Source organism: Variovorax sp. LG9.2 (assembly GCF_035018885.1).
In the GTDB taxonomy this organism is placed as follows: Bacteria; Pseudomonadota; Gammaproteobacteria; order Burkholderiales; family Burkholderiaceae_C; genus Variovorax.
The window spans coordinates 207485-230894 of the sequence record NZ_JASJXB010000006.1 but is presented as its reverse complement, the minus strand read 5'-3'; the positions used below and the strand labels follow the sequence as shown (position 1 = coordinate 230894).

General features: G+C 63.5%; 22 protein-coding genes. 7 read left to right on the top strand and 15 right to left on the bottom strand.

What is annotated here, in order from left to right; translation table 11 throughout:
* The first annotated feature begins 25 nt into the window (after positions 1-25).
* The 4 genes from QN413_RS08900 (at position 26) to QN413_RS08885 (ending at position 3744) form a co-directional block, all read left to right on the top strand.
* Positions 26-739, top strand: a complete 714-nt coding sequence (locus QN413_RS08900; RefSeq protein ID WP_323496251.1) for an O-methyltransferase — start codon at positions 26-28, stop codon at positions 737-739.
* A 315-nt stretch (positions 740-1054) separates the two neighbouring features.
* Positions 1055-1939, top strand: coding sequence for a LysR family transcriptional regulator (locus QN413_RS08895; RefSeq protein WP_323496250.1), 885 nt, complete (start codon positions 1055-1057; stop codon positions 1937-1939).
* Complete coding sequence (locus QN413_RS08890) at positions 1939-2877, top strand: LysR family transcriptional regulator (RefSeq protein ID WP_323496249.1); 939 nt, start codon at positions 1939-1941, stop codon at positions 2875-2877. Before QN413_RS08895 ends, QN413_RS08890 begins: the two co-directional genes overlap by 1 nt.
* 42 nt (positions 2878-2919) lie before the next feature.
* Complete coding sequence (locus QN413_RS08885) at positions 2920-3744, top strand: undecaprenyl-diphosphate phosphatase (RefSeq protein WP_323496248.1); 825 nt, start codon at positions 2920-2922, stop codon at positions 3742-3744.
* Between the two features lie 53 nt (positions 3745-3797).
* Here QN413_RS08885 and QN413_RS08880 read toward each other — a convergent pair whose 3' ends face one another.
* The 9 genes from QN413_RS08880 to QN413_RS08840 form a co-directional block, all read right to left on the bottom strand.
* Positions 3798-4613 (bottom strand): alpha/beta hydrolase, encoded by an 816-nt coding sequence (locus QN413_RS08880; RefSeq protein ID WP_323496290.1) that lies wholly within the window; start codon positions 4611-4613, stop codon positions 3798-3800.
* 20 nt (positions 4614-4633) lie between these two features.
* Positions 4634-5473 carry a proteasome-type protease gene (locus tag QN413_RS08875; RefSeq protein WP_323496247.1) on the bottom strand — a complete coding sequence of 280 codons (840 nt, stop codon included), beginning with the start codon at positions 5471-5473 and terminating at the stop codon, positions 4634-4636.
* 28 nt (positions 5474-5501) lie between these two features.
* On the bottom strand, positions 5502-8111 hold the full coding sequence (gene mutS, locus QN413_RS08870; protein ID WP_416352158.1) for a DNA mismatch repair protein MutS: 2610 nt from the start codon (positions 8109-8111) through the stop codon (positions 5502-5504).
* A 246-nt stretch (positions 8112-8357) separates the two neighbouring features.
* Complete coding sequence (locus tag QN413_RS08865) at positions 8358-8885, bottom strand: hypothetical protein (RefSeq protein ID WP_323496245.1); 528 nt, start codon at positions 8883-8885, stop codon at positions 8358-8360.
* Positions 8886-9058: 173 nt separating this feature from the next.
* On the bottom strand, positions 9059-9913 hold the full coding sequence (locus QN413_RS08860) for a siderophore-interacting protein (RefSeq protein ID WP_323496243.1): 855 nt from the start codon (positions 9911-9913) through the stop codon (positions 9059-9061).
* Positions 9913-10530: a PadR family transcriptional regulator gene (locus QN413_RS08855; protein ID WP_323496242.1), complete on the bottom strand. Its 618-nt coding sequence runs from the start codon at positions 10528-10530 to the stop codon at positions 9913-9915. The genes QN413_RS08860 and QN413_RS08855 overlap by 1 nt, the downstream gene beginning before the upstream one ends.
* 144 nt (positions 10531-10674) lie before the next feature.
* Positions 10675-11826, bottom strand: a complete 1152-nt coding sequence (locus tag QN413_RS08850) for a mechanosensitive ion channel family protein (RefSeq protein WP_323496241.1) — start codon at positions 11824-11826, stop codon at positions 10675-10677.
* A complete protein-coding gene (locus QN413_RS08845; RefSeq protein ID WP_323496240.1) occupies positions 11826-14129 on the bottom strand; it encodes an FUSC family protein in 2304 nt (767 codons plus the stop codon). Before QN413_RS08845 ends, QN413_RS08850 begins: the two co-directional genes overlap by 1 nt.
* The gene (locus QN413_RS08840) at positions 14129-15184 is read right to left on the bottom strand and encodes an inositol monophosphatase family protein (protein WP_323496239.1); all 1056 of its coding nucleotides are present in this window, start codon (positions 15182-15184) and stop codon (positions 14129-14131) included. The genes QN413_RS08845 and QN413_RS08840 overlap by 1 nt, the downstream gene beginning before the upstream one ends.
* A gap of 131 nt (positions 15185-15315) precedes the next feature.
* On the opposite strand from QN413_RS08840, the gene QN413_RS08835 reads away from it, so the two are divergent.
* Complete coding sequence (locus QN413_RS08835) at positions 15316-16041, top strand: RNA methyltransferase (protein WP_323496238.1); 726 nt, start codon at positions 15316-15318, stop codon at positions 16039-16041.
* On the opposite strand, the gene mog is transcribed toward QN413_RS08835, so the two are convergent.
* Both mog and yjgA read right to left on the bottom strand, forming a co-directional pair.
* On the bottom strand, positions 16042-16647 hold the full coding sequence (mog, locus tag QN413_RS08830; protein ID WP_323496237.1) for a molybdopterin adenylyltransferase: 606 nt from the start codon (positions 16645-16647) through the stop codon (positions 16042-16044). It lies immediately after the preceding gene.
* Positions 16644-17300 carry a ribosome biogenesis factor YjgA gene (gene yjgA, locus QN413_RS08825; protein ID WP_323496236.1) on the bottom strand — a complete coding sequence of 219 codons (657 nt, stop codon included), beginning with the start codon at positions 17298-17300 and terminating at the stop codon, positions 16644-16646. Before yjgA ends, mog begins: the two co-directional genes overlap by 4 nt.
* Positions 17301-17358: 58 nt before the next feature.
* Between yjgA and pmbA the strand changes: the two genes are divergently transcribed.
* The gene (gene pmbA, locus QN413_RS08820) at positions 17359-18741 is read left to right on the top strand and encodes a metalloprotease PmbA (RefSeq protein WP_323496235.1); all 1383 of its coding nucleotides are present in this window, start codon (positions 17359-17361) and stop codon (positions 18739-18741) included.
* Here the strand turns inward: pmbA and QN413_RS08815 are convergent.
* The 3 genes from QN413_RS08815 to rpsU all read right to left on the bottom strand — a co-directional run bounded on the left by QN413_RS08815 (position 18738) and on the right by rpsU (position 19989).
* Entirely contained in the window at positions 18738-19196 is a 459-nt protein-coding gene (locus tag QN413_RS08815) for an NUDIX domain-containing protein (protein ID WP_323496234.1), read from the bottom strand. The genes pmbA and QN413_RS08815 overlap by 4 nt on opposite strands.
* Complete coding sequence (locus QN413_RS08810; RefSeq protein WP_323496233.1) at positions 19193-19645, bottom strand: GatB/YqeY domain-containing protein; 453 nt, start codon at positions 19643-19645, stop codon at positions 19193-19195. The genes QN413_RS08815 and QN413_RS08810 overlap by 4 nt, the downstream gene beginning before the upstream one ends.
* A gap of 131 nt (positions 19646-19776) precedes the next feature.
* A complete protein-coding gene (rpsU, locus tag QN413_RS08805) occupies positions 19777-19989 on the bottom strand; it encodes a 30S ribosomal protein S21 (protein ID WP_068628364.1) in 213 nt (70 codons plus the stop codon).
* Between the two features lie 215 nt (positions 19990-20204).
* Here rpsU and QN413_RS08800 point away from each other — a divergent pair, with 215 nt between their 5' ends.
* Positions 20205-22649, top strand: a complete 2445-nt coding sequence (locus tag QN413_RS08800; protein WP_323496232.1) for a CHASE2 domain-containing protein — start codon at positions 20205-20207, stop codon at positions 22647-22649.
* A gap of 35 nt (positions 22650-22684) precedes the next feature.
* On the opposite strand, the gene QN413_RS08795 is transcribed toward QN413_RS08800, so the two are convergent.
* Positions 22685-23404, bottom strand: coding sequence for a helix-turn-helix domain-containing protein (locus QN413_RS08795; protein WP_323496231.1), 720 nt, complete (start codon positions 23402-23404; stop codon positions 22685-22687).
* Positions 23405-23410: the final 6 nt, after the last annotated feature.

Genomic DNA, 23410 nt, shown 5'->3' with positions numbered 1-23410 from the left:
TGCGCCCATTCCTCAAGGACTCATCATGGTTGTTCCAGATCTTTTAGCGCGGCAATTTGTCGACATGCCAGCGCGTCACAAAGAGCTTTCGGTAATTGCCAGCATGGATGACGATCCGGCAAAGCCCAGTCAGCGTTTGCTCGACCTCGTCGTCGATGTCCTGCCCCAAACGTGCAAGACGAGACTGCCCATCTTTGAAGGGCGAATGTCGGCTGAACCACGCTGGTTCGAAACGTGGCCCGGCGAGCACTACCGACTGCTCGCTGCAATCGTCAAGACACTCCATGCCAGCACGGTCATCGAGATCGGTACGTTCACCGGCATGGGTACGGTGGCGATATTGGAGGGACTGCGGCCTGACGGGCGCGTTGTCACTTTTGACCTCGTTCCGTGGGACAGCTTCGAGCAGACGTGGTTGCAAGAAAAAGACTTTAGCGAGCGGCGGATGTCGCAGGTGCTCGCCGATGTTTCCGCGCCGGGAGGCATCGAGCCCTACCGGGAGCTCTTCGAGGCGGCCGACTTCATTTTTATCGATGGACCCAAAGACGGGGTGACCGAAGCGAACATCCTGGCCAATCTGGCAACGCTCTCTCTTCGACGTGATCCGATCGTTTTTTTCGACGATATCCGCGTGATGAACATGGTCGGTATCTGGCGCCGCGTGACCCGACCCAAGTTCGACATCACTTCGTTCGGGCACTGGAGCGGTTCGGGCTTGATCGACTGGAACGGAAATTGAATGAACGTATTTGAAGATACGAAAGGTTGGCAATCAATAGTTAATCAGTTGCAATTAAATTGTAATGAAATTATTTACAATTCTTCAGTTGCGGAATAAGTTGGCGATTTGACGCTAAATGCCGACTCGGCTGCCGATTTTTATTGGTGAGTTAACAATGATCGAATAAAGTTTCAGTCTGCTCCCGTGGTAACTAACCGAACGCTTGATCACGTCATCCGACGCATCGAAGTGTTCAAAAAGGCCCGGGTGGGCACTTTTAAATAGCACCTGCAGGGAGACTTCGATTTGGGCGCACTCGGAACAATTCAGGATATGGCCGTCTTCGTCGAAGTCGCGCGCGCGCGCAGTCTCACAGAGGCGGGCAAGACGCTGTGCGTGGCGCCCTCAACGCTATCAAGGCGCCTCACAGCCATCGAATCCGCGATGGGTGTTCGCCTGTTGCAGCGCTCGACGCGTCGCATCCAATTGACCGAGGCAGGTGCCGATTACTTCGCTCGCAGCGAGGCCTTGACGCTCGACGCGTTGCGGTTGCACGACGCCTTCAGGGCGGTCGAGCAGCAGCTGTCGGGTCGATTGGTAGTTGCAACCCCGGCAGAATGCGGGCTCGGATTTTTGACCGGGATCATTTCCGAGTTTATTCAACGCCATCCCAAGCTGGAGCTCGAATTGAATCTTTCGGCGCGGCATGCCACGGACGAGCCGAGTCGCCATGACGTCGCTCTGCAGTTGGGTCCCGTCGACGCCACGCCTCCCACAGGCGCGCTCGTGCGAGCCGTTGGCACGGTGCAATGGCGGCTCTATGCGTCGGAGCGCTACTTGGCAAAGTCAGCACCGCTGCTGGTGCCAACCGACCTCTGCGCTCACAACTGCATCGTCGAGGGACGTGATCCCGGCCTGAACGTTTGGCAACTGCAACACAACGATTTGCGCGCTTCCGTCCAGGTAAGGGGCACCCTCGCGACCAACAGTGTTTCTTTGCGTGCGCGTTTTGCCAGCGAAGATTTCGGAATTGCCGCACTGCCGGCTCACATGGCGGCGGGCCCGCCGGCTGCTGGCGCATTGGTCCCCGTGCTGTGCGATTGGGAGCTGCCGCCCATGGCGCTCAGCGCAGTAGTCAGCGAAAAGTCGTCACTGCGCAAAGGCCGTGTGTTTGTCGAATGGCTCGAATCAAGGTTGCGTCGAAGCGCCACGGTCTGATGGATTCGCTCGATCAACTCCAGGATATTGCCGCGTTCGTGGCCGTCGGCGAACTGGGCAGCCTTGCACGCGCGGGTGCGCAGTTGGGTATTCCGGTCGTGATGGTCTCGAAACGCCTCAGTGCCCTCGAACGATGGACGGGCACCAAGCTGACGATGCGGGGTGGCCGATCAATCCAGCTTACGGCTGATGGGCAAATCTATTTCGCACGCGCCAAGCCGCTGGTGGCCGCCGTGCATTCGGTCTACGCAGAAACCGTTGCGGCGGCCGCCAGTACGCAGGGACGGCTCGTCGTGTCCATGCCGCCCGATTTTGGAAATAGCTGGATCTCACCGCTTCTAGGTGACTTCATCCGCGCGCATCCGGCCATAGAACTCGAAATCGACCTGTGTCCGGAGGCCGTCGATCCGTCTGTCATGCGAGTGGATGTGGCGATACGGGTCGGCCCCGTGCATGAGCAATTTCTGATTGCACGGCCGCTGGGTGCGATTGCGCAACACGTTTTCGCGGCGCCCGACTATCTTGCCGGCGCGCCGGCGCTGAACCGCCCCCAGGACCTCGAGGCCCACGCCTGCATCCTCCTGGAAAAGCCTCCGGGCGGTACCACCTGGACCTTCAGCAAAGGCGATCAAAAGGTCGATGTGAGAGTCGCTGGCCGACTGTCTACCAACCAGGTGCAGATGGCGCATCAACTGGTCAACCAGGGCCACGGCATCGCGGCTCTGCCGGTGTATCCGGGGGCATTTTCGGAGGCTGCACGCACTGGCGTACGCGTGCTGGCCGATTGGCAAATGGCGAGCGTCCCTGTGTATGCGCTGCTGCCGTCGCGCCTCGTATCGCCCAAGACCAAGCTCTTCATCGACTACCTGGCGAGCGCGTTGTCGTTCGCCGATGTGAATGCCGGGGGCGACGCTTCGGGTCGGCTGAGCAGAACCTGAACGCGCGGCTCGCGATAATCGGCACACTTTCAAGGAGTGCTTGTGGATATCGTTTTGCTGGTGAAGGCCGTGGTCATGGGCATCGTCGAGGGTCTGACCGAATTTTTGCCGATCTCTTCGACCGGCCACCTCATATTGGCGGGCTCACTTCTCGGCTTCGACGACGACAAGGCCAAGGTCTTCGACATCGCGATCCAGACCGGCGCCATCTTCGCGGTCGTCCTCGTGTATTGGCAGAAGATCCAGTCGACCATCGTGGCGTTGCCGCGGCAGCCCAAGGCTCGCCGGCTGGCGCTCAACGTGCTCATCGGATTTTTGCCAGCGGTGGTGTTGGGGCTCTTGTTCGGCAAGGCGATCAAGGCGCACCTGTTCATCCCTATCGTGGTGGCCAGCACCTTCATCATCGGCGGCTTCATCATTCTGTGGGCCGAGAAGCGGCCGCCGGGCACTGTGCGCGTCGAGCACGTCGACGACATGACGCCGTGGGATGCGCTCAAGGTCGGGCTGGTGCAATGTTTCGCGATGATTCCGGGCACCAGTCGCAGCGGATCGACCATCATCGGCGGCATGTTGCTCGGGCTCAGCCGGCAAGCGGCGACCGACTATTCGTTCTTTCTGGCGATCCCGACCTTGATCGGTGCGAGCGTGTACAGCCTCTACAAAGAACGCGCGCTGCTGTCCGTAGCTGACATTCCGCTCTTTTTGGTCGGCCTCGTGTTCGCGTTCATCAGCGCATGGCTCTGTGTGCGCTGGCTGCTGAAGTACATCAGCACGCACAACTTCGTGCCGTTCGCCTGGTATCGCATCGCCTTCGGCATCGTGGTGCTGGCGACCGCATGGAGCGGGATGGTGGTCTGGGCGGAATAACTTCGCCTCTGCAAGGCGCAAGCTCAGGCCGACCTGAAGTCGGAGTCGGCAGCTCAGCCCAAAAGATTACGCAACGAGGCCTCGACAGCCGCTGCAGTTGCTATCGGCTTTTCCATTGGGAAGAGGTGCGTGCCGTCGAGCAGGGTCAGTCGGCCCTTGGTGACTTTCTCGGTCATCGCCATGCCGGCGCGTCTCATCTCGACCGATTGACGCCCGCCCACGAATGCGACTTTGCATTGGAGCGGATGGCCGCGCAGCAACGTGCTCAAGTTGTGCGGCAGCGTGTCGTAGATGGCCGTCTCGACATCGCGGTCGAAGCTCAGGGTGCGTGCGGCATCAGTTTCGGCCGCGGTTTCGAGCGTGCCGTGGTCGATGTAGTCGCGCAGTACCTGTTCGTCCCACTTCGCGAACACCTTCTTGCTCTTGAAGTGTTCGAAGACCGCGTCGCGGTCTTGCCAGCTGTTCTTCCGCTTGCGGCTCACGACGCTGGGCGACATGCTTTTGAGGAGCGGCGTTCGCTTGACGAGATTGAGTGTGTTCGCGCGCCATCCACCGATCAACGGCGAATCGAGCAGCACGACGCCTTTGGCTAACTCGGGATGACGTGCAGCGCACATCAGGCTCAAAAAGCCGCCGAGCGAATGGCCGACCAGAAACACCGGACCGCCTGATGTGTCGACCTGGCGTCGCGCGAAGTCGGCGAGTTGTTCGACCAGATGCGGCCAGTTGTCGGTGACCGGATACGCCGGGTCGTGCCCGAACTTTTCGACGGCATCGACCGCGAAGCCGCGGCTGCGCAGGCTGTCGAGCATCACCCGGTAGGTACTTGCCGGAAAGCTGTTGCCGTGCGAGAAAACGACCGATGGCAAGCCCGGCGCCAACGTCGTGTTCAGATCAGCTTTTCTTCCGGCGTCGAGATCTTGCGCAGCGCGCTGTGCCGGGCCGCTGGCATCTTCAGCGGGTGCGCGCTGGCTGCGTCGTCCCACACCGGGTCTTCGATGCTGTCGAACACTTCGCGCAGCTTCTGGCCCCAGCTGTTGTGCATCATCCGGTAGTACGGATTTTCGGCATCGATGCAGATCACGCGATCGGTTTCTAGCTTGTTGGCTTCGTAGACGACGAGGTCGAGCGGCAGGCCGACCGACAGGTTCGACTTCATGGTCGAGTCCATCGACACCAGCGCGCACTTGGCGGCTTCGTCCAGCGGCGTTTCGGGTGTGAGAACGCGGTCGAGCACGGGCTTGCCGTACTTCGACTCGCCGACCTGGAAGTAGGGCGTCTCGGTTGTCGCTTCGATGAAGTTGCCGGCGGCGTAGACCAGGAACAACCGCATGCCTTCGCCGCGCACCTGGCCGCCGAAGATGAACGACACGTTGAAGTCGAGGCCTGCGTGCTTGAGCGCTTCGGCATCGCGGTCGTACACATGGCGTACCGCCGAGCCCAACACCCGCGCGGCATCGAACATGCTTTTGGCGTTCCAGATGGTGATGGGCGGTCCGGGTTGACCGTTTTCGCCGATCTCGCGCAGCTCCTCGATTTGCAGGATCTCGCGGACCGACTGCGAAATGCTCAGGTTGCCTGCCGACAGCAGCACCATGACGCGATCGCCCGGCTGCTCGTAGACGATCATTTTGCGGAAGGTACTGATGTGATCCACGCCCGCATTGGTGCGGGAGTCGGAGAGAAACACCAGTCCGGCGTTGAGTTTGATGCCTACGCAATAAGTCATGGAGTCTTGCCGCACGAACCGGGCCAGCTCATGCGGCCCCGCGTTCGCGCGTGTTCAATTTTTGAAGTGTGTAGAGCGCATCGAGCGCCTCGCGTGGGCTCATCGCGTCGGGGTCGAGCGCCGCCAGCGCGGATTCTACGGCGCTCACCTCGGGCGCAGCGGTGGCTGGCGGCGCCGCGAACAGGTCGACTTGTGCCCGGCTTTGCGTCTGTTGCGCCTCCAGCGCATCGAGCGCCTGACGCGCATGGTTGACCACTGCGGCCGGCATGCCCGCCAGCCGTGCGACCTGGATGCCGTAGCTCTTGCTGGCCGGGCCGGGTTGCATCTCGTGCAAAAAGACGATGTCGCGGCCCCCGTTCTTCGTGCTCTCGGTGGCGCTCACGTGCATGTTGACCGCGGCATGGTGCGTTGCCGGAAACTCGGTGAGCTCGAAGTAATGCGTGGCGAAGAGCGTGAAGGCCCGCGTCCGGTCGTGCAACTGCGCCGCGATACCGGCGGCCAGCGCGAGGCCGTCGAAGGTGCTCGTGCCGCGGCCGATCTCGTCCATCAGCACGAGCGATTGGGCGCTGGCGCTGTGCAGGATTTGCGCGGCTTCCGTCATCTCGAGCATGAAGGTCGACTGCGCGTTGGCCAGGTCGTCGGCGGCACCGATGCGCGTGTGGATCGCATCGATCGGTCCGAGCCGACAAGCCGCGGCCGGGACGTGCGAGCCGATCGAAGCGAGCAACACGATGATCGCGACCTGCCGCATGTAGGTCGACTTGCCACCCATGTTCGGCCCCGTGATGACCTGCATGCGCTGCTGCGGCCCGAGCTGCGTATCGTTGGCGATGAAGGCGCCCGACGACTTCTCGGCCAGCCGAGCCTCCACCACAGGATGCCGGCCCTTTTCGATCTCGATGCACGGATGCGATACGAAACTCGGCGCGCGCCAATGCAGGCTGTACGAGCGCTCGGCCAGCGCGCACAGCGCGTCTAGCGTCGCGATGGCAGTGGCAAGCCGTGTCAAAGGTGCGATCGATGGCTGCAGCGCATCGAGCAGCTGTTCGTAGAGGTACTTCTCGCGCGCCAGGGAACGATCTTGTGCCGACAGCGCCTTGTCTTCGAAGGCCTTGAGTTCGGGCGTGATGAAGCGCTCCGCGTTCTTCAGCGTCTGGCGACGGCGGTAGTCGTCAGGCACCTTGCCGAGCGCGCTTTGCGTCACCTCGATGTAGAAGCCGTGCACACGGTTGAACTGCACGCGCAAGTTGGTGATACCGGTGCGCTCTCGTTCGCGCACTTCGAGCTGCAGCAAAAAATCGTCGCAGTTCTCGCTGATGGCGCGCAGCTCGTCGAGCTCGGCATCGTGGCCGGTGGCGATGATGCCGCCATCGCGCACCAGCGCCGACGGGTCGGGCTTGATGGCTTGCGCCAGCAGATCGACGCAGCCTTCGGGCGGCTTGCAATGCTCCGAGATCTGATTGAGCAGAACCGCAACGCCCGGCAACGATGGCGCCAGTTGCTCCGCCTTCGACAGCGCAAGACGCAGCGCGACCAACTCGCGAGGGCGCACCTGGCGCAGCGCAATGCGGGCAGCGATGCGCTCTATATCGCTGATGTTCTTCAGTTGCTCCCGCAACGTGCGCCATGGTGCAGCGGTGCTGCCGGGTGCACTCGTCTGCAGCGCGGCGATGGTTTCGAGGCGCGCCTGCGCCTCATCGCGGTCGCGGCGCGGCGACAGCAGCCATCGCTTCAGCAGGCGGCTTCCCATGCCGGTCATGCAGGTGTCGAGCAACGAGAACAGCGTCGGCGAGTCTTCCCCGCGCAAGGTCTGCACGAGTTCGAGATTGCGGCGCGTCGTGGGCGGCAGCTCGATCAATTCGCCATCGCGCTCGACCGAAAGTCGTTGCACATGCGGCAGCGCGCGGCCTTGCGTATGTTCCGCATAGCCGAGCAGTGCGGCCGCGGCAGCATGCGCGTTGGGGAGACCTTCGGCGTTCCACGCAGCGAGGCTGTTGCTGCCCATCTGCTGGCTGAGCTTGCGCTCGCCGAGTCCGCCATCGAACTGCCAGGCAGGCCGGATGGAGAGCGTGAATGGCGTGGCCGTGCGCGCGGCTTTGAGGCGCTGCTCAAAGGTCGTCGTCACTTCGGCGCTGTAGATCAACTCGCTCGGCGCGATGCGCGCGATCCAGCTTTCGAGCGCGTCGGCCGCGCACTCCGCAAGACGCAACTCGGCACCCGTCACGCTGAGCCAGGCCAGCCCGCACACGTTGCGCGTACCGGCGTGCACCGCGAGCAGCATCGACTCGCTTTTGTCGTTGAGCAACTCGGCATCGGTCAACGTGCCGGGGGTGACCACCCGCATCACCTTGCGCTCGACCGGCCCCTTGGTCGCACCGACCTCGCCGATCTGCTCGCAGATCGCTACCGATTCGCCCAGCCTGATGAGTCGCGCCAGGTAGGTATCGACCGCGTGGAACGGCACGCCCGCCATGACCACCGGCGCACCTGCAGAGTTGCCGCGCTGCGTCAGCGTGATGTCGAGCAGGCGCACGGCCTTCTCTGCGTCGGCGTAGAAGAGCTCGTAGAAATCGCCCATCCGGTAGAAGAGAAGCGTCTCCGGGAAGTCCGATTTGAGGCGCAGATATTGCGCCATCATGGGTGTGTGAGCTGAGTAGTCTGCAGGGGTCGCGGCAGGGGTCGGGGCAGGGGATGAGGCGGGCATGGAGCGAGGATTGGATCATGTCTTTGTCGAGACTTCACCCACCGCTTCTGCTTCCTGGTCAACGACGTGGCCAGCGCCGAGACGACGCTGGATGCGGCACTCACCATCGGCGATGCACTCAATGCACCTGGCGAACGTCGAAGAGGTCGGGGTATGAGCAGCGTCGCCGTTGTCGTCGGCTCAGCCCTGTCCGCGGCGACGCCGTGCGACGCGCACCGCGTCGACCCACGTGTCGACATCGAAGCGCTGGCCGGTTTCGGCAATGCGCGCACCGACGATATTGCGCAGGGGAATGCGCCGCGTGTCGCCGGGATGGTCGCAATAACCGACGACTAGACGCTTGTGAATATCCAGATGCTCGACCTGCAGCTCGGCACTGACCTTCCTGGACAGCGCGTCTAGATAGCGGATGCGAATGAGCGGTTGCTCATCGACCATTTCTTCGAATTCACCTTCGTTGGCGGCCAGCAGCTGTGGCGCACTCGCCGGGCCGAGTTCTCCCATGCCGGTGGAGCCTGTAGGCCCGCCTCGCACGGTCGGCAAGCCACCTGGAACATAGCCGGAGCGCACCCGCGCTGCGGCGATAAGGTATTGGGAACGGCGACGGGCCGCGATGCGATTCCAGCCGAAGCCGACCAGCCCGAGAACCACCAGACCGCCCACGATCACCGTCGCAACGAATTGCCATTTTTCGAGATCGGATCCCATGTGGTTCCCTTTCTGCAGTTGCGAAAAGCGCGACGACGCCGATTCGCTGTTGTTCCTCTTCTGTTGCCCGCTCCCAAGGGTTTGATCCTAGTTCTTTGGTATTCAGTTGCCAATCGCCGAACGGCCTATTGCAGACGGTTTGCGACATGTTGTAGTAGTGAGCCGCTGGATTTTTACTCTTCGTGGGTGTCGTGCGTTGCCGCGGCGCCCTTGCGCCAATAGCCTGACGCACGCGTCCATTTCGGGTTGGCACCACGCTCGCCGACGAGGAGCGCACGCAAGGCTTTGGCTGCGGAAGATTCGCATGCCACCCACGCATGAAAGTCGCCTGCCGGAAACATAAGGCCGCGCAGCGTGTCGAGTAGCAACGTCGACGTGCCCGGCGCGGCGCCGCCGCGATGCACCCATTGGACTGTCAGCTCGGCATGCGTCTCGAAAGCGATCTGATCGTCCGGCCCGTCGACTTCCGCCAGCACGATCGCGCGGGCGTTGCGTGGCAACTCGGCAAGGCGCCGTGCGATCGCCGGCAATGCGGTGTCGTCGCCGATCAGCAAATGCCAGTCGAAATCGGTTGGAACGATGAAAGAGCCACGTGGTCCTCCGACGCCGAGCACATCGCCCGGCTTGGCGCGCTCGGCCCATTGCGTCGCGGGGCCGGCGTCATGCAGCGCGAAGTCGAACTCAAGCGTGCCGGCGACGGCGTCGAAGCGGCCCGGCGTGTAGTCGCGCATGGTCGGCTTGCGGCCCTCGGGCCAGATCGGACCTTCGGGGCCGGCGGTCGGCAAGGTCAACTCGCCGGTCGCCGCGTCGGGAAAGAAGAGCTTCGCGTGGTCATCGAAGCCTGGACTGGTGAAGCCCGCGAGCGACTCGCCGTCGACGGTGATGCGTATCAGATGCGGGGTTACGCGCTGCACGCTGCGCACTTTGAGCTTTCGGAACCGAAGCGCGTGGCGCACGCGGCGCGGCAGTCGATCAGGCGCGCTTTTCGGCAAGGCGTCTGCGATCGAAGCGGTTGTCGTGTCGCTCATCAAATGCGCTCCAGTTGTTGCGCCGCGCTGTCGAGCACGGCAGCGAAGGCATGGGCCTGCGCATCGGTCATCGGTTCTCGCGACGACAGGCGCATGCGCATCGCCAGCTTCAGGTTCTCGAGGGCACGAACGACTTGCGGCGGACGGCCGCCGCGTGGCCCCGCACCGTCGACTCCGCCGTTCATACGCGCCATCATCGCGTCGGCTGTGTCGCGATTGGCGGTCAGGAACTCGGTGCCTGCTGCAGTGATGCTGTAGCGCTTGCGGCCACCTTCATCGGCAGCATTGACGCTGACGTAGCCCAGCTCTTCGAGCAGCGTCAGGGTCGGGTAGACGATGCCGGGGCTCGGGCTGTAGCTGCCGCCCAGGCGTTCTTCGATCTCCTTGATCAGCTCGTAGCCGTGGCTCGGCTTGTCAGCGATGAGTTGCAGCAGCACGAAGCGCAGGCCGCCATGGCCGAAGACTCGGCCACTACCGCCTCGGCCACCACCACCGCCCATGCCTCGCGAGCCGTCGCCATGGTCGTGTCGATGGCCAGGGCCGCCGCGTCCGCCGTCGGAACCGTCACCGTGTTCGGCGCGGCGTGTGCATCGCTCGAATGATCTGAAATGTTGCATGTCGATCTTTCTTGTGTGTATCTAAAACACAAAAGATATATCTAAATTAAAGACAAGTCAAGTCACGCGGGAGGTCGAGCATCGACGAATTGGCGCCGTGCTGGAGGTTGTGGGGCGCCGGGCGCTGACGCGCAAGCGTGCAGCTCAGCGGTGCGGCAACGGCTGCATGAGGTTGGCTGGATTGGCCGTGCCCATTGCTGCCACGGTCGGCGCGGGTGCCGCCGGGCCTTGTGCGACCGCTGAAGCGGACGGCCCACCCATGTCCTGCATGCGCAGCTTGGGAAGCGATTCCGGATACTCGCGCTGCACGAAGTCGATGAGCCCTTCGCGGATGCGGCAGCGCAGATCGAACGCCAGCGGCGCGGTGGCCGCAGTGGCAAGGATGCGCAACTGCATCGTGCGCTCGGTGGCGTCGGTCACCTGAAGCACGAACACGCGACCATCCCACTCCGGCGCCGCTCGCACGATGCGCTCCATCTCCGCGCGCAGCGGCGCCAGCGGCATCGTGTAGTCGACGTAGATGAAGGTCGAACCCAGCAACTGCGCGCTCTGTCGCGTCCAGTTCTGGAACGGCTTCTCAATGAAATAGCTGAGCGGCAGGATGAGGCGGCGTTCGTCCCACAGCTTCATCACGACGAAGGTTCCCGTGATCTCCTCGACCTTGCCCCACTCACCCTCGGCGATGAGCACATCGTCGATGCGTATCGGCTGCGCCAAGGCGATCTGCAGGCCGGCGATCAGGTTGCTCAGCACCGGCTTGGCAGCAAGACCGGCCACGATGCCGATAACGCCGGCAGAGGCGAGCAGGCTGGCACCGACCTGCCGCGCACCCGGAAACGTCATGAGGATGAGCGCCGCCCCGGCCACCAGAACCATCGTGCTGGCGGTGCGTGCCAGCACCTTGGCCTGCGTGTGGATGCGGCGCGCCTGCAGGTTGTCGTCGACGTCTTGAGGATGCTTGGCGAGCAGGCCTTCGGTGAAGCCGTTGATGCACCGCACGGCCAGCCAGGTGCATGACGCGATGAGCAGCAATCCGTTGAGGTGCCGCACGCTGTCGATGTAGCGAAGGTCGTCGAGCGCGGCCTGCCACACCATCTGTAGCGCCACGAGCGGCAGAACCCACCGCGCCGCCGTGCGTGCCTTCGAGATCGTCGAATGCAGAACGACCGCATGACGCGTCAGGCGCAGCAACAGCATGCCGCCCACGCGGTAGACGAGCAGGCCCGATGCGCTGGCGATCAGCGCCGCGATCCACGTGCCGAACCACGGGTGGCCAAGCAATGCATGCAACTCCATCAAGCTTCCTTCGGCAACAGTCCAGCCATCGTTTCGGCCTCCGCTTCGGCCTGCAAGATGCGCGCCGCGTCGTCGTGCAGCTGCAGTGCCAGGCCGCTTGCGAGATCGAGTCGGCGCAGCAGCCAGGGACTGATGTCGTTGTCGAAAGGGTCGGGCAGCGGGATCGGGCCAACCACCCGTGTGCGCGGTGCAGACGTAGTCTCTGCGGGTGCCTCGCCAGACTGTGCGGCCTCCACCGCCTTGGCAGCTTTGGCAGACGCGTCGGCCGGGTTGCCGATCGCCGACTGGATCTGCTCGGCCGCACGTGCCAGCGGCGCCTCGATTTCAGCGGGCGTCAGCCGGTCGCGCCGCAACACCAGCATCGACTTGACCGCGCTGAGCTGGGCCAGCAACTGGTAGCTGTGGGCCTGCAGGCGCTCTAGCGGCTCGATGGGCGGCCGCACTGCGCGTGGTTCGGACAGCGATCGCTGGGTGGCTTGTACCAGCGCGGAGAGGCTGTCGAACGCCTCCTTGCGCGCCAGTCGCCACTCGAGCTCGGGGCTGGTGTCGACGGCCTGCAGTTGCCCGAGGCCGAGTGCCAGCCGGGCATGGCGCGCTTGCGCCAGCAGCGTGCGCGCCACCAGAGCGGGGATTTGGCTGCGCTCCCACGACGGCAGAACGTAGCAGAAGCCCCACGCCACGGCCGCACCGATCAAGGTGTCGGCAATGCGTTCGACGAGCGCGAAGGTCGGGGCGGCGCCGGCGTACAGCTGGTGTGCCTGCACCAGACCGAGCACGGTGGCTGCGACGGCCGTGATCAGGTAACGCCGTACCGCAAAGCCGTGCGCCACAGCCTGCGCGCAGGTCACCGAAAGCAGCAGCACCAACGCGGACGGATGGGTGGACAACAAGCCGACAGCGAGCACGCATCCCAGCATCGTTCCGGCCACGCGCGCATTGCGCCGCTCCAGCGTTTGCGAGAGGCTGCCGCGCAGCACGACGACGATGGTCAGCAAAATCCAGTAGTCGTGCGAGCCCCACGGCAGCAACACCGCGATGCTGTAGCCAGCGGCAATCGCCAGTGCCGCGCGGATGGCGTGGCGCAGCGGCGGTGCGTCCCAGTTGAAGAGCGTGAGGAAAGGGCGCCACGACCACGCCGTCGGGCTCACGAACATTTGCCAGTTGGCGCGCACCACGGCCAGGTCGGGCTCGCGCTCGCCGCGTGCCAGTGCGGTGAGTCGCATCACTTCATCGTTGAGGTGGCCGATGCGGCTCGCCAGTCCGCGCGCCAACACGGCCGTGTTGGGTGCGGCCAGGCCGTCGGGCCGGCCCGTGTAGGTTGGAATGGCGATGGCCGAAAGGGTGGGCCGGCGGTCTTGTCCCGCTTGGGGTTTGCGGCCGAGCAGCAGTGAATCTGCCAGACGCGTGACGTCGATCGCAATCAATTCGAGCACCGCGCGCATCTCGCCGAGCGAGCCTGCATGGTCGGAGTGCGTGCGCAATACGTCGAGGTCGAGTTCGCTGGCCAACAGGTGGTCGCGCATCTCCAGCACGATCACCAGCATGCCGGCGAGCCGTTGCCGGCGCGGCGTGCGCGGCGACTCGAGCACGATGTCCCGCGCCGCCTGAATCTGATCGGCGAGGGCGGCCTGCTGCGTCAGTAACTGGCCGAGCATCGGCGCCGGCGAATCGCGCACGTCGTCGGTTTCGTCTTTGGCACTGAACTGGCGCGCCTCGGTGCGCATCAGGTTCGCCAGCGCCAACAGCACGTCGGCTATGAGTTGCACGCGGTAGCGGGCGTTGAGCGCCAGGTTGGCCAAGGTGGCGTAGATGACGTACAGCCCGGCACCCATGCCGAAGTGCAGCGTGCGTTCGAGTGCCTCGTGCAGATCGGTCGGCGGCGGCGTGGCCATCGAAAAAATCATCGCCAGCATGATCGCGATGGCAATCGGAATGCCGCGCTTGCCCCATGCCATCAGCGTGAAAGACAAGAAAGTGGCGGGGACCAGCACCAGCCCGAGTTGCAGCGGCGCGGTGTGCAACCACTGGACGACGAAGAAAAGCGGCATGCTGATCAGCGGCGCCGGCAGCATCTGGAAAAACTTGCCGCGGCGTGGCGCAGCGAGGTCGGGCGGCGAAGCGACGATGACGCCCACCGACGCGGCAGCGCCTGCGACGGTTCCCAACCAGAGATGCAGACCGCCTGAAATAAGCAGCAGCCCGAAGGCCACCGACAGCCCGTTGGCGACGTAGTGGCTCAGGGCGATGCGCAACGCGGCGCGGGTTCGGCGCGCGGCGGCCCCGGCCGAGCTCAGCGTCTGCATCACTTGCCCGTGGAATCGGCCGGGTCGTTAAAAGGCGCTGCTGCGACGTCGCGCTTGATGCGTGTGAGCTTGCGCGGAACAGGCGCGACGGCTGCGGGCTCGACCGAGACGCCATCGCTGCCGGAGCTTTCGAAATCGGCGACGGTAGAGCGTGCGTACAAGTCGACCGATTCGTCCACATCCGGGTTGGCCGCGGCGGACACGGCGCGCACGCGGTCGCTGGCGCGCATCTTGTCGTCCACGCCTGCGAACTTCGAATACTTGGAGAGCAACGGCACGAGTTGACCGTAGATGCGGGGCGCAGCGGCCAGGCATTCGCGCTGATCGAGAAATTCAGGCTCGCCGGTGAGATTGCCGACCAGGCCACCGGCCTCGGTGACCAGCAAGGATCCCGCAGCAACGTCCCACGGACTGAGGCCGGTTTCGAAAAAACCATCGGTGAAACCGGCGGCCACGTAGGCGAGGTCGAGCGCTGCAGCGCCGGGGCGGCGCAAGCCGGCCGTGCGCGGCATCAGGTCAGCCATGATCGCGAGGTACTGCTTGAAGTTGTCCCCGGTGCGAAACGGAAAGCCGGTGGAAAGCAGGCATTCGTTGAGCCGCGTGCGCTTGGAAACGCGCAGGCGGCGGTCGTTCATGTAGGCGCCGCGACCCTTGGTGGCGGTAAACAGATCGTTCCGGCTCGGGTCGTAGATGCAGGCCTGCTCGACCTTGCCGCGCACTGCCAACGCGATCGACACGCAGTACACGGGGAAACCGTGGATGAAGTTGGTGGTGCCGTCCAGCGGATCGATGATCCAGATGAATTCCGAGTCTTTGGCGCCGTATTCGGAGCCCGATTCTTCGGCCAGGATGCCGTGCCCCGGGTATGCGGCGAGCAGTGTCTCGATGATCACTTTTTCGCTTGCATGGTCGACTTCGGTGACGAAGTCGTTGACCTGCTTTTGCGAAATGCGCACGGCCTCCACATCGAGCGCCGCGCGGTTGATGATGGCGCCGGCGGCGCGTGCGGCCTTGACGGCCACGTTGAGCATGGGATGCAGGTTGGGGGACGACATTGGATTGTGAGAAGAACGGCGACACCGCGCGATGCGGCTCCGCAGGATGCAGCCCGGCGATGCGGGCAGCGAGAATCAGGGCATTTTACCCGGCCGCGGTCGGCCCGTTACCCCTCGTTTTTCGTCCTCCCATGCGCACCCGCTTCATCCTGATACAGACCAGCCATGCCGGCAATGTGGGCGCTGCCGCTCGCGCCATGAAGACCATGGGCTTCACTGACCTCGTGCTTGTCGCTCCACGCTGGCCCAACGTGCTGCGGCGCGAGGAGACGATTCAACGCGCCAGCGGCGCGCTCGACGTGCTGGACAACGCGCGCATCGTGGAAACGCTCGACGAGGCGCTAGACGGCGTGACGCATTTGTGTGCGACTGCGATGGTGCCGCGTGATTTCGGACCGCCGACGCGCACGCCGCGCGAGCATCTCGGGGTGCTCGATACATCTGCAGTCGACGGTTGCGTGGCCTTCTTGTTCGGTTCCGAACGCTTCGGTATGCGCAACGAAGACGTGTATCGCTGCAACGTTGCGCTCAGCATTCCGACCGACCCGAACTTCGGTTCGCTCAACCTCGGCGCTGCGATCCAGGTGATTGCGTACGAGTGGCGATTGGCGCTGGGTGGCTACGAAGTGAAAGACGCCGTGTCGTCATCGCCGGCGGCAGATGCACAGGCCGTCGCCGGCATGCTGGACCACTGGGAACGTTCGCTGGTCGACATCGGATTTCTCGATCCTGCAGCGCCGAAGAAGCTGATGCCGCGGTTGCAGCAGCTTTTCAATCGGGCGCAGCCGACGCCCGAAGAGATTCACATCCTGCGCGGCATCGCGAAGGCGATGGTCGAACCCAAGCCCAAGCGCTGATCAGGCGCGTGTCCGAATGGCCGTTTTGGGTCGGAACGCCTTGCACACCGAGTCGTCGGTTTCCAGATACGGACCGCCGATGAGGTCGATGCAATAGGGCACCGCCGCGAAGATGCCGGGAACGGCCTGCGAACCATCGGCGTTTTTCAAGCCTTCGAGCGTCTCGGCGATGGCTTTGGGCTGGCCGGGCAAATTCAGGATCAGGCTCTTGTCGCGAATCACGGCGACTTGCCGCGACAGGATGGCAGTGGGCACGAAGCGCAGGCTGATCTGCCGCATCTGCTCGCCGAAGCCTGGCATTTCCTTGTGCGCCACGGCAAGCGTCGCATCAGGCGTGACGTCGCGCAGGGCAGGGCCGGTGCCACCGGTGGTCAGCACCAGCGTGCAGCCGGCGTCGACGAGCTCGATCAGCGTGGCGCTGATCCGCTCGGCTTCATCGGGAATCAGGCGCGGCTCGAAGGCGATCGGGTTTTTGAGCGCACGCGTCAGCCACTCCTCGAGTGCCGGCAAGCCTTTGTCTTCGTAAACGCCGCTCGATGCGCGATCGCTCACGGAGACGATGCCGATGCGCACCGGTTCGGGCGTCGGCGGCAGCGCTGCGCTCATGCGTCGTCCTCGAGCTCCTGTGCGGCAGCCGCAGCAGCATGGTCGCCACTGCCATGCACCGCCAATTGCTGGCGCACCAGCTGGAACACATCGCGATAGGCCTTGCTCTGGCGCGGCGCCTCGCCTGCGGGGCCGACCTTCATGTCCTTGCGGGCTTGCCTCACGAGCGCGCGCAGTTGCTGCGCATCGGTGCCGGCGTGCGTCTCGATCCAGCCGCCGAGCGCGTCGTCGTCGGCGATCAGGCGATCACGCCAACGCTCGGCTTCGTGCAGCGCGGCGGTCTCGGCGGCAGGCGTGCTGTTCTGCTCTGCCAGCGCGTAGCGCACGGCGTCGAGCGTGGGCTCGTCGAGCTTGCGCATCAGCTTGCCGATGAACTGCATCTGCCGGCGTTTGCCCTCGAAGTTGGTGATGCGCTTGGCTTCCAGCACGGCGTCCGACAGCTTTTCGCCAAGGGGCAATGCTTCGAACAGGCTGGCGCGCAGCGTGAGCAAATCTTCGCCGAGCTTTTGCAGCTCGGTGCTTTCACGCTTGAGGTCGGTTCGGCTCGCTTCGTCGGTGCCTTTGAGCTCACGTTTGAGCTCCAGATCGAGCTCGCTGCCTTCAGCAACGAACTCGCCACGGACGTAGTAGCCTTTTTTGGGTTTGCGGGACATGGGTTAAATCTTTGACCGCACCATCGGAAACAGGGGGCAGAAGTATCATAGCCAACACATGAAGACATCCCGCTTGCAACCGGCCTCGCGCCCCGACTCCGGCTTCGCCTACACCCGCCCTTTCTTTGAAAACTTGGTCGACACGGCTTTGGCGCATGCCAAAAAGCTCGGCGCGACCGACGCCGGTGCCGAGGCGTCCGAAGGCTGCGGCCTGAGCGTCTCGGTGCGCAAGGGCGAGCTCGAAAACGTCGAGCGCAACCGCGACAAGTCGCTCGGCATCACGGTCTACGTCGGGCACCGGCGCGGCAATGCGAGCACGTCCGACTTCTCCGAAGCGGCTATCGCGCGGACGGTGCAGGCGGCTTACGACATCGCCAGCTTTACTGCCGAAGACCCGGTGAGCGGACTGCCGGACGAAGACGACATCGTCAAGGAGCAGCCGGAACTCGACCTGTTCTTCCCGTGGGCTGTCACCAGCGAAGAGGCGGCCAAGCTGGCGCTCGAATGCGAAGAAGCCGCGCTCTCGACCGACAAGCGCATCACCAACAGTGAAGGCGCTGGCGTTTCGGCCCAGCAGAGTCATTTTTTCAGCGCGCATACGCATGGCTTCAGAGGTGGTTACGCCAGCTCGCGGCACTCGATTTCGGTGGCGCCGATCGCGGGCAAGGGCAACGACATGCAGCGCGATGCGTGGTACAGCTCGATGCGTTCCGCCGACGAACTCGCGAGCCCTCAATTGGTTGGCCGCTATGCCGCCGAACGTGCGCTGAGCCGCCTCAAGTCGCGCAAGATCAAGACGACGCAATGCGCTGTGCTGTTCGAGTCGCCATTGGCCGCGGGCCTGCTCGGCGGGCTGGTGCAGGCCACCAGTGGCGGCGCGTTGTATCGCAAGAGCACCTTTTTGCTCGATTCGCTCGGCAAGCCGGTGCTGCCGAAGCACATGGACCTGGTCGAAGACCCTCACTTGAAGCGTGGCAAGGGAAGCTCGCCGTTCGACGACGAAGGCGTGACGACCAGAGCGCGGAAGGTGGTCGATGCGGGCCGGCTCGAAGGCTACTTCTTGTCGACCTACTCGGCTCGCAAACTGGGCATGAAGACCACCGGCAACGCGGGCGGCTCGCACAACCTGACATTGACTTCGCGCTTGACCAAGCCGGGCGACGACCTCGACGAGATGCTGCGCAAGCTCGGCACCGGGCTCTTCGTTATCGAACTGATGGGCCAAGGAGTTAACTACGTGACGGGCGACTACTCGCGCGGTGCCAGCGGCTTCTGGGTCGAGAAGGGCAAGATCGCTTTCCCGGTGGAAGAGATCACGATCGCCGGCAACCTGAAAGATATGTTGATGGGCATTCAGGCGGTGGGTGCCGATGCCTATAACTACGGCGCCAAGACTACTGGCTCGATCCTTGTCAACAAGATGAAGGTGGCGGGGAGCTAACTGGCAAGCGCTTCGCGCACCCGTTCGATCACGCGGACGTATGGCGACGTAAACGGCGGCGTAAAGCCGTCGATCGGTGCGTCCTTCGCCAGCCACTGGAAGCAGAAGACAAGGCCTTCTTCTTCTGGGCTGCCGACGGCGATATGGTCGAAGCACTCCGGCAGCGGTTCGATCTGTCGCATCAGATAAAGATGCCAGAGTTGCTGGTGTTCGTGCGTGTTGCCCTCGATGCCGACATTGCAGTGCCGATCCATCGTGCCAAGCTCTTGCAGCGCACCGGAATAAGCGATGCCCGATTCTTCGAGCAGTTCTCTACGCACTGCGTCTTGAGGCGACTCTCCCGGTTCCACCGTGCCCTTGGGCAACTGCATACCGCCATCGCCCGGATGCAAAAAGACCAGCAAGCGGTTTTGCGCATCCACAAGGCATGCGCAGGCCTTGTGGATGACCGTCATGCTGCGCCGGAAAGGGCGGCCTTGACCGCAGCGGACACCTGACCCATGTCGGCCTTGCCGGCGAGCCGCGTCTTGACGGTGCCCATCACCTTGCCCATGTCGCCGGGCCCCGAGGCACCGAGTTCGACGACGATGGCCTTGACCTCGACCGCGACTTCTTCGGCGCTCATTCGCTTCGGCAAGTAGGCCTCGAGCACCTTGATCTCGGAGGCTTCCTTGTCGGCCAGATCCTGCCGCCCACCTTCAGTGAAAGCGGTGACCGAATCCTTGCGCTGCTTGACCAGCTTGTCGACGATGGCAATCACCATGACGTCGTCGAGTTCGATGCGCTCGTCGACTTCTTTTTGCTTCAAAGCGGCGAGCAGCAGGCGGATGGTGCCCAGGCGCTCGGCGTCCTTTGCGCGCATGGCGGTCTTCATGTCTTCGGTGATTTGTTCTTTAAGGCTCATGGTCATCTCCTGGCGAAGGTCGTTGAAAGGTGTTTAAAGGCCTCGAAAAGGCCGTCGGAAAAGACAAAAGCCGCGGCAGGTTTCCCTGGCGCGGCTTGGTTTCGCCGGCGAGCGGCCAGCGAATGCAGTGCTTAGAACAGCTTCTTGGGAAGCTGCATGCTGCGAACGCGCTTGTAGTGGCGCTTGACGGCTGCAGCCTTCTTGCGCTTGCGCTCTGCGGTCGGCTTTTCGTAGAACTCGCGGGCACGCAGGTCGGTCAGCAGGCCGAGCTTTTCGATGGTGCGCTTGAAGCGGCGCAGTGCGACGTCGAAGGGCTCGTTTTCTTTAACGCGGATAGTGGTCATTTAAAAGGTTTGTTGAATTTGGCTCAGGGAAGATCAGGCCCCGGGCCGGGTTCCTCAACTCGAAAATCTTTGTGGCCGTTGAGGGGAGGCCGAAAGTTAGCCCGCAATTATAGCGTGAGCTTTGCCTGGCGGCCATGCTGCAAAATTCCTCGATGAAGCTTTGACCAAAACTCCCCAGGATTGCCTGGGGAGGGCGCGTCAAATCGGTTGCGGAGATGGTCGTCATCGCGCTGCTGGCGCCTTTACTGGCCTATCTGGCGATTCATCACGGTAACTTTGCGACAGTCGACGCCATCGTCTACGACCAGGCACTCAAGGCGCGACCAATTACACCCGGTGGTGATGTCGTCATCGTCGCCATCGATGATGCGAGCCTGGCCACGCTGGGCCGCTGGCCTTGGTCGCGCGCTGTACATGCGTCGTTTCTGGAAAAGATTGCCGCCGGTAACCCGCAGGCCGTACTGATGGATGTCTTTATGACAGAGCCATCCGCCGACCCGGCCGACGATGTCGCGCTGGTCGGCGCCATGCACAAAGTGCCGGTGTACCTGCCCCTGCTCTTCAGCTTGGGCTACGACGCAAACGGGGGCGCCGCCCCATCAGCAAGCCCAATGTTCGCAAGGCCGATTGCCGCGCTCGCGGAAGCATCCGCGGGTCTGGGTCACGTCGACGTCGGTGCCGACACCGACGGCTTGGTCAGGCGGCTCTTTCTGCAGGAGGGACCCGCTGCGGGAGTGCAGCCTTATCTCGTAGGCTTGTTGCCGGGGGTGCCCAAAGCCGACGGTACATCGCTGTCGGCGCTGGACCCCAAAAGCAAGAGCAGCGGCTGGCAGTTGCGTGGCCCCTTGGTGCTCTCATTTGCCGGTGCTGCCGGCAGTTATCGGACCCTCTCGTACATCGACGTGGTCAACGGCAAAGTCCCTCAAGACTTCTGGCGCGGCAAGACGGTGTTCGTGGGCGCGTCGGCCGCAGGGTTAGGCGACCAGATGCCTGTGCCGAACGCAGGTGCTGCCGGTGCAATGCCCGGCGTGGAAATCCACGCCAATGCTTTCGACACGCTCAGACAGGGCGCAAGTCCGTTGTTGCTCGACGATGCGCCGGCACCGTGGCGATGGGCTTGGATTTCGTTGCCCTGCTGGGCGCTTCTTGCGTGGCTCGGGCGATCGCGGCACAGCACGTTGCTGCTGCTGGGCAGTGCCGGTGCCGTCGTCATCTTGTGTGTGAGTGCGTTCGCCGCAGGCCGTCTGTGGCTTCCGCCGGTGGCGCCGCTGCTGGCTTTGTTCGCCGCCTACCTGCTATGGACATGGCGTGAATCGGCGGGGCTCTGGCGCTACTTCGAGCAGCGGCTCCGGCAGGTCGATCGCGCATCGGCGCTGTCGCTTGAATTGATTGCAGCAGGCGATATCCGCAGCGCTGACGCGCCGACCGCGTTGCTGCGGAGCGCCGAGGCGCTGGACAACATCATGGTGCGCTTGCGTACGCTCGAAGGGCTGCTGCGAAACACCGTCGCCCGTCTGGACGTCGCCGTGCTCGTGTGCCGCGTCGATGGCGACATCGTCCTTGCCAACCATGCTGCGAGGTCGCTGTTGGGTCTGGGCACCAATGCGTTGGGCTCCGACGCCGCGCTCGTGGGACGAAAGCTGCTGTCTGTCATCGCCGGGCATTCAGTGCCGCTGGGCGGCGGCTGGATGACACGCCCGGACATGACGCAGCCGACGGAGACGCTCAGCGGTGCCGTGATGATGACGCCTGCTGGCAGGGTGTTCCGGCTCGACATCGTGACGGTCGACATCGCGCAGCCGAGCGGCGCAGAGGGCTGGTTGGCGGTGCTGCACGAGTTGACCGAAGAGTATCGCCGTCGCGAACAGCATGACCAGTGGCTCGGCTTTCTGTCGCACGATTTGCGCAGCCCGCAGACCACCATCCTCAGCATGCTCACGCTGGAAGAAGCGCGTTGTGCCATCGACGTTGATATAGACCCGAGCGCACCCGCGCTGCGCAGCCGAATCCGCGCCGAAGCCGAGCGCACGATTCGACTGGCCGACGACCTCATCGACCTCACCACCGCACAGTCGGGCCGCTACCGGTATTCCCCTGTCGAATTGGGCAACCTGTTGCTCGACGCGATGGATCAGGTCTATGCGCAGGCGCAACTGCGCGGCGTCATGCTGACGGAGCGGTTTCGGGAAGGGCAATGCTTCGTGCTGGCAGACGGGAGCCTGCTGACGCGTGCCGTGGTCAACCTGCTCGGCAACGCGATCCGGCACAGCCGGCAGGGCCAGTCGGTCACGATGTGCCTGGAGTTCGACGCCGACAAGCGCGAGGCTGTGTGTACCGTGGTGGACGAGGGCGACGGGATGGACGAAAGCCAACGTCGATCGCTTTTTGCGAACGAAGCGCTCGCCTCGCCCAGTGCGGGCGTGCTTCCCGCTGCGCCGGGGATGGTGCGGCGCAGGGGCATCGGCTTGCTGATCGTGCAGGCGGTGATACGGCAGCATCGCGGCTGGTTGGAGGTCGACAGTGCACCGGGCCTCGGCAGCACGTTCTGGTTCGGCCTGCCGATTGCCGATACCGCGGACATTGCCGTCGACGTCGACGACGAGGAGGAAGACCATCGAGATGGGCAAGATCAGAAGAAAAAAAAGGTCGACATCGCCTGACCGGCAACGTCAACCTTATCTTCGGACAGTCTCGCTCAGTCCGGTTTTTCTTCTTTCAAGGCGTAGCCTTGACCATACATCGCTGACAGCACGTAGGGGTTGCCAGGCCCGAGCTGCAGTTTCGTGCGGAGGCGGGCAATGTGAGTGTCCAGCGAGCGCGAAGCCGTGCTGCTGCCGTCGCCCCAGATCTGCCGATAGAGGTCTTCTCTGCTGACTACCTGGTTCATGTGTTGGAACAGGAACCACGCCAACTTGTAAAGCTTTCCGGGTAGAGGAATGAACTGACAATCCAGCAGCATTCCGCCGGACGTTTCACGAAAAACATAGCGCCCGAAAACCCGTTGCGGCGCTTCGCCCGATGTGCTCGATATTGCAGCCGGTGTGCGCTCGGTCTGCACGGGGGCCCTGCCGACCTTCTTCTCGCGTGCCGCCGGCGCCCACTCGGAAAGCGTGACGTTGTTCAGTTGAACGTCGGCTGCTTGTTCGTCGATCGCAGCATTCTCATGCTGCCACGCGACCAGCCGTGGCACGCGGTCGGCTGGTCGCGTCTGCAGCCATTGAACCAGCGTGGGCACTTCGAGATCGGTGCCCGGGCCTGTCAACAGCACCGAGTCGATCTTCGGCCCGGCGGCCAGTGCTTGCTGCAGCAACAACCCGCTTGCGAATACCTGGGGCTCACACCCCGGTATGCGCGTGAGCGAGCGCGCGATCAGCCGATTCAGCCCGTTCGGTCCGCCGTAGATCGCATAGCGCATTGCTTT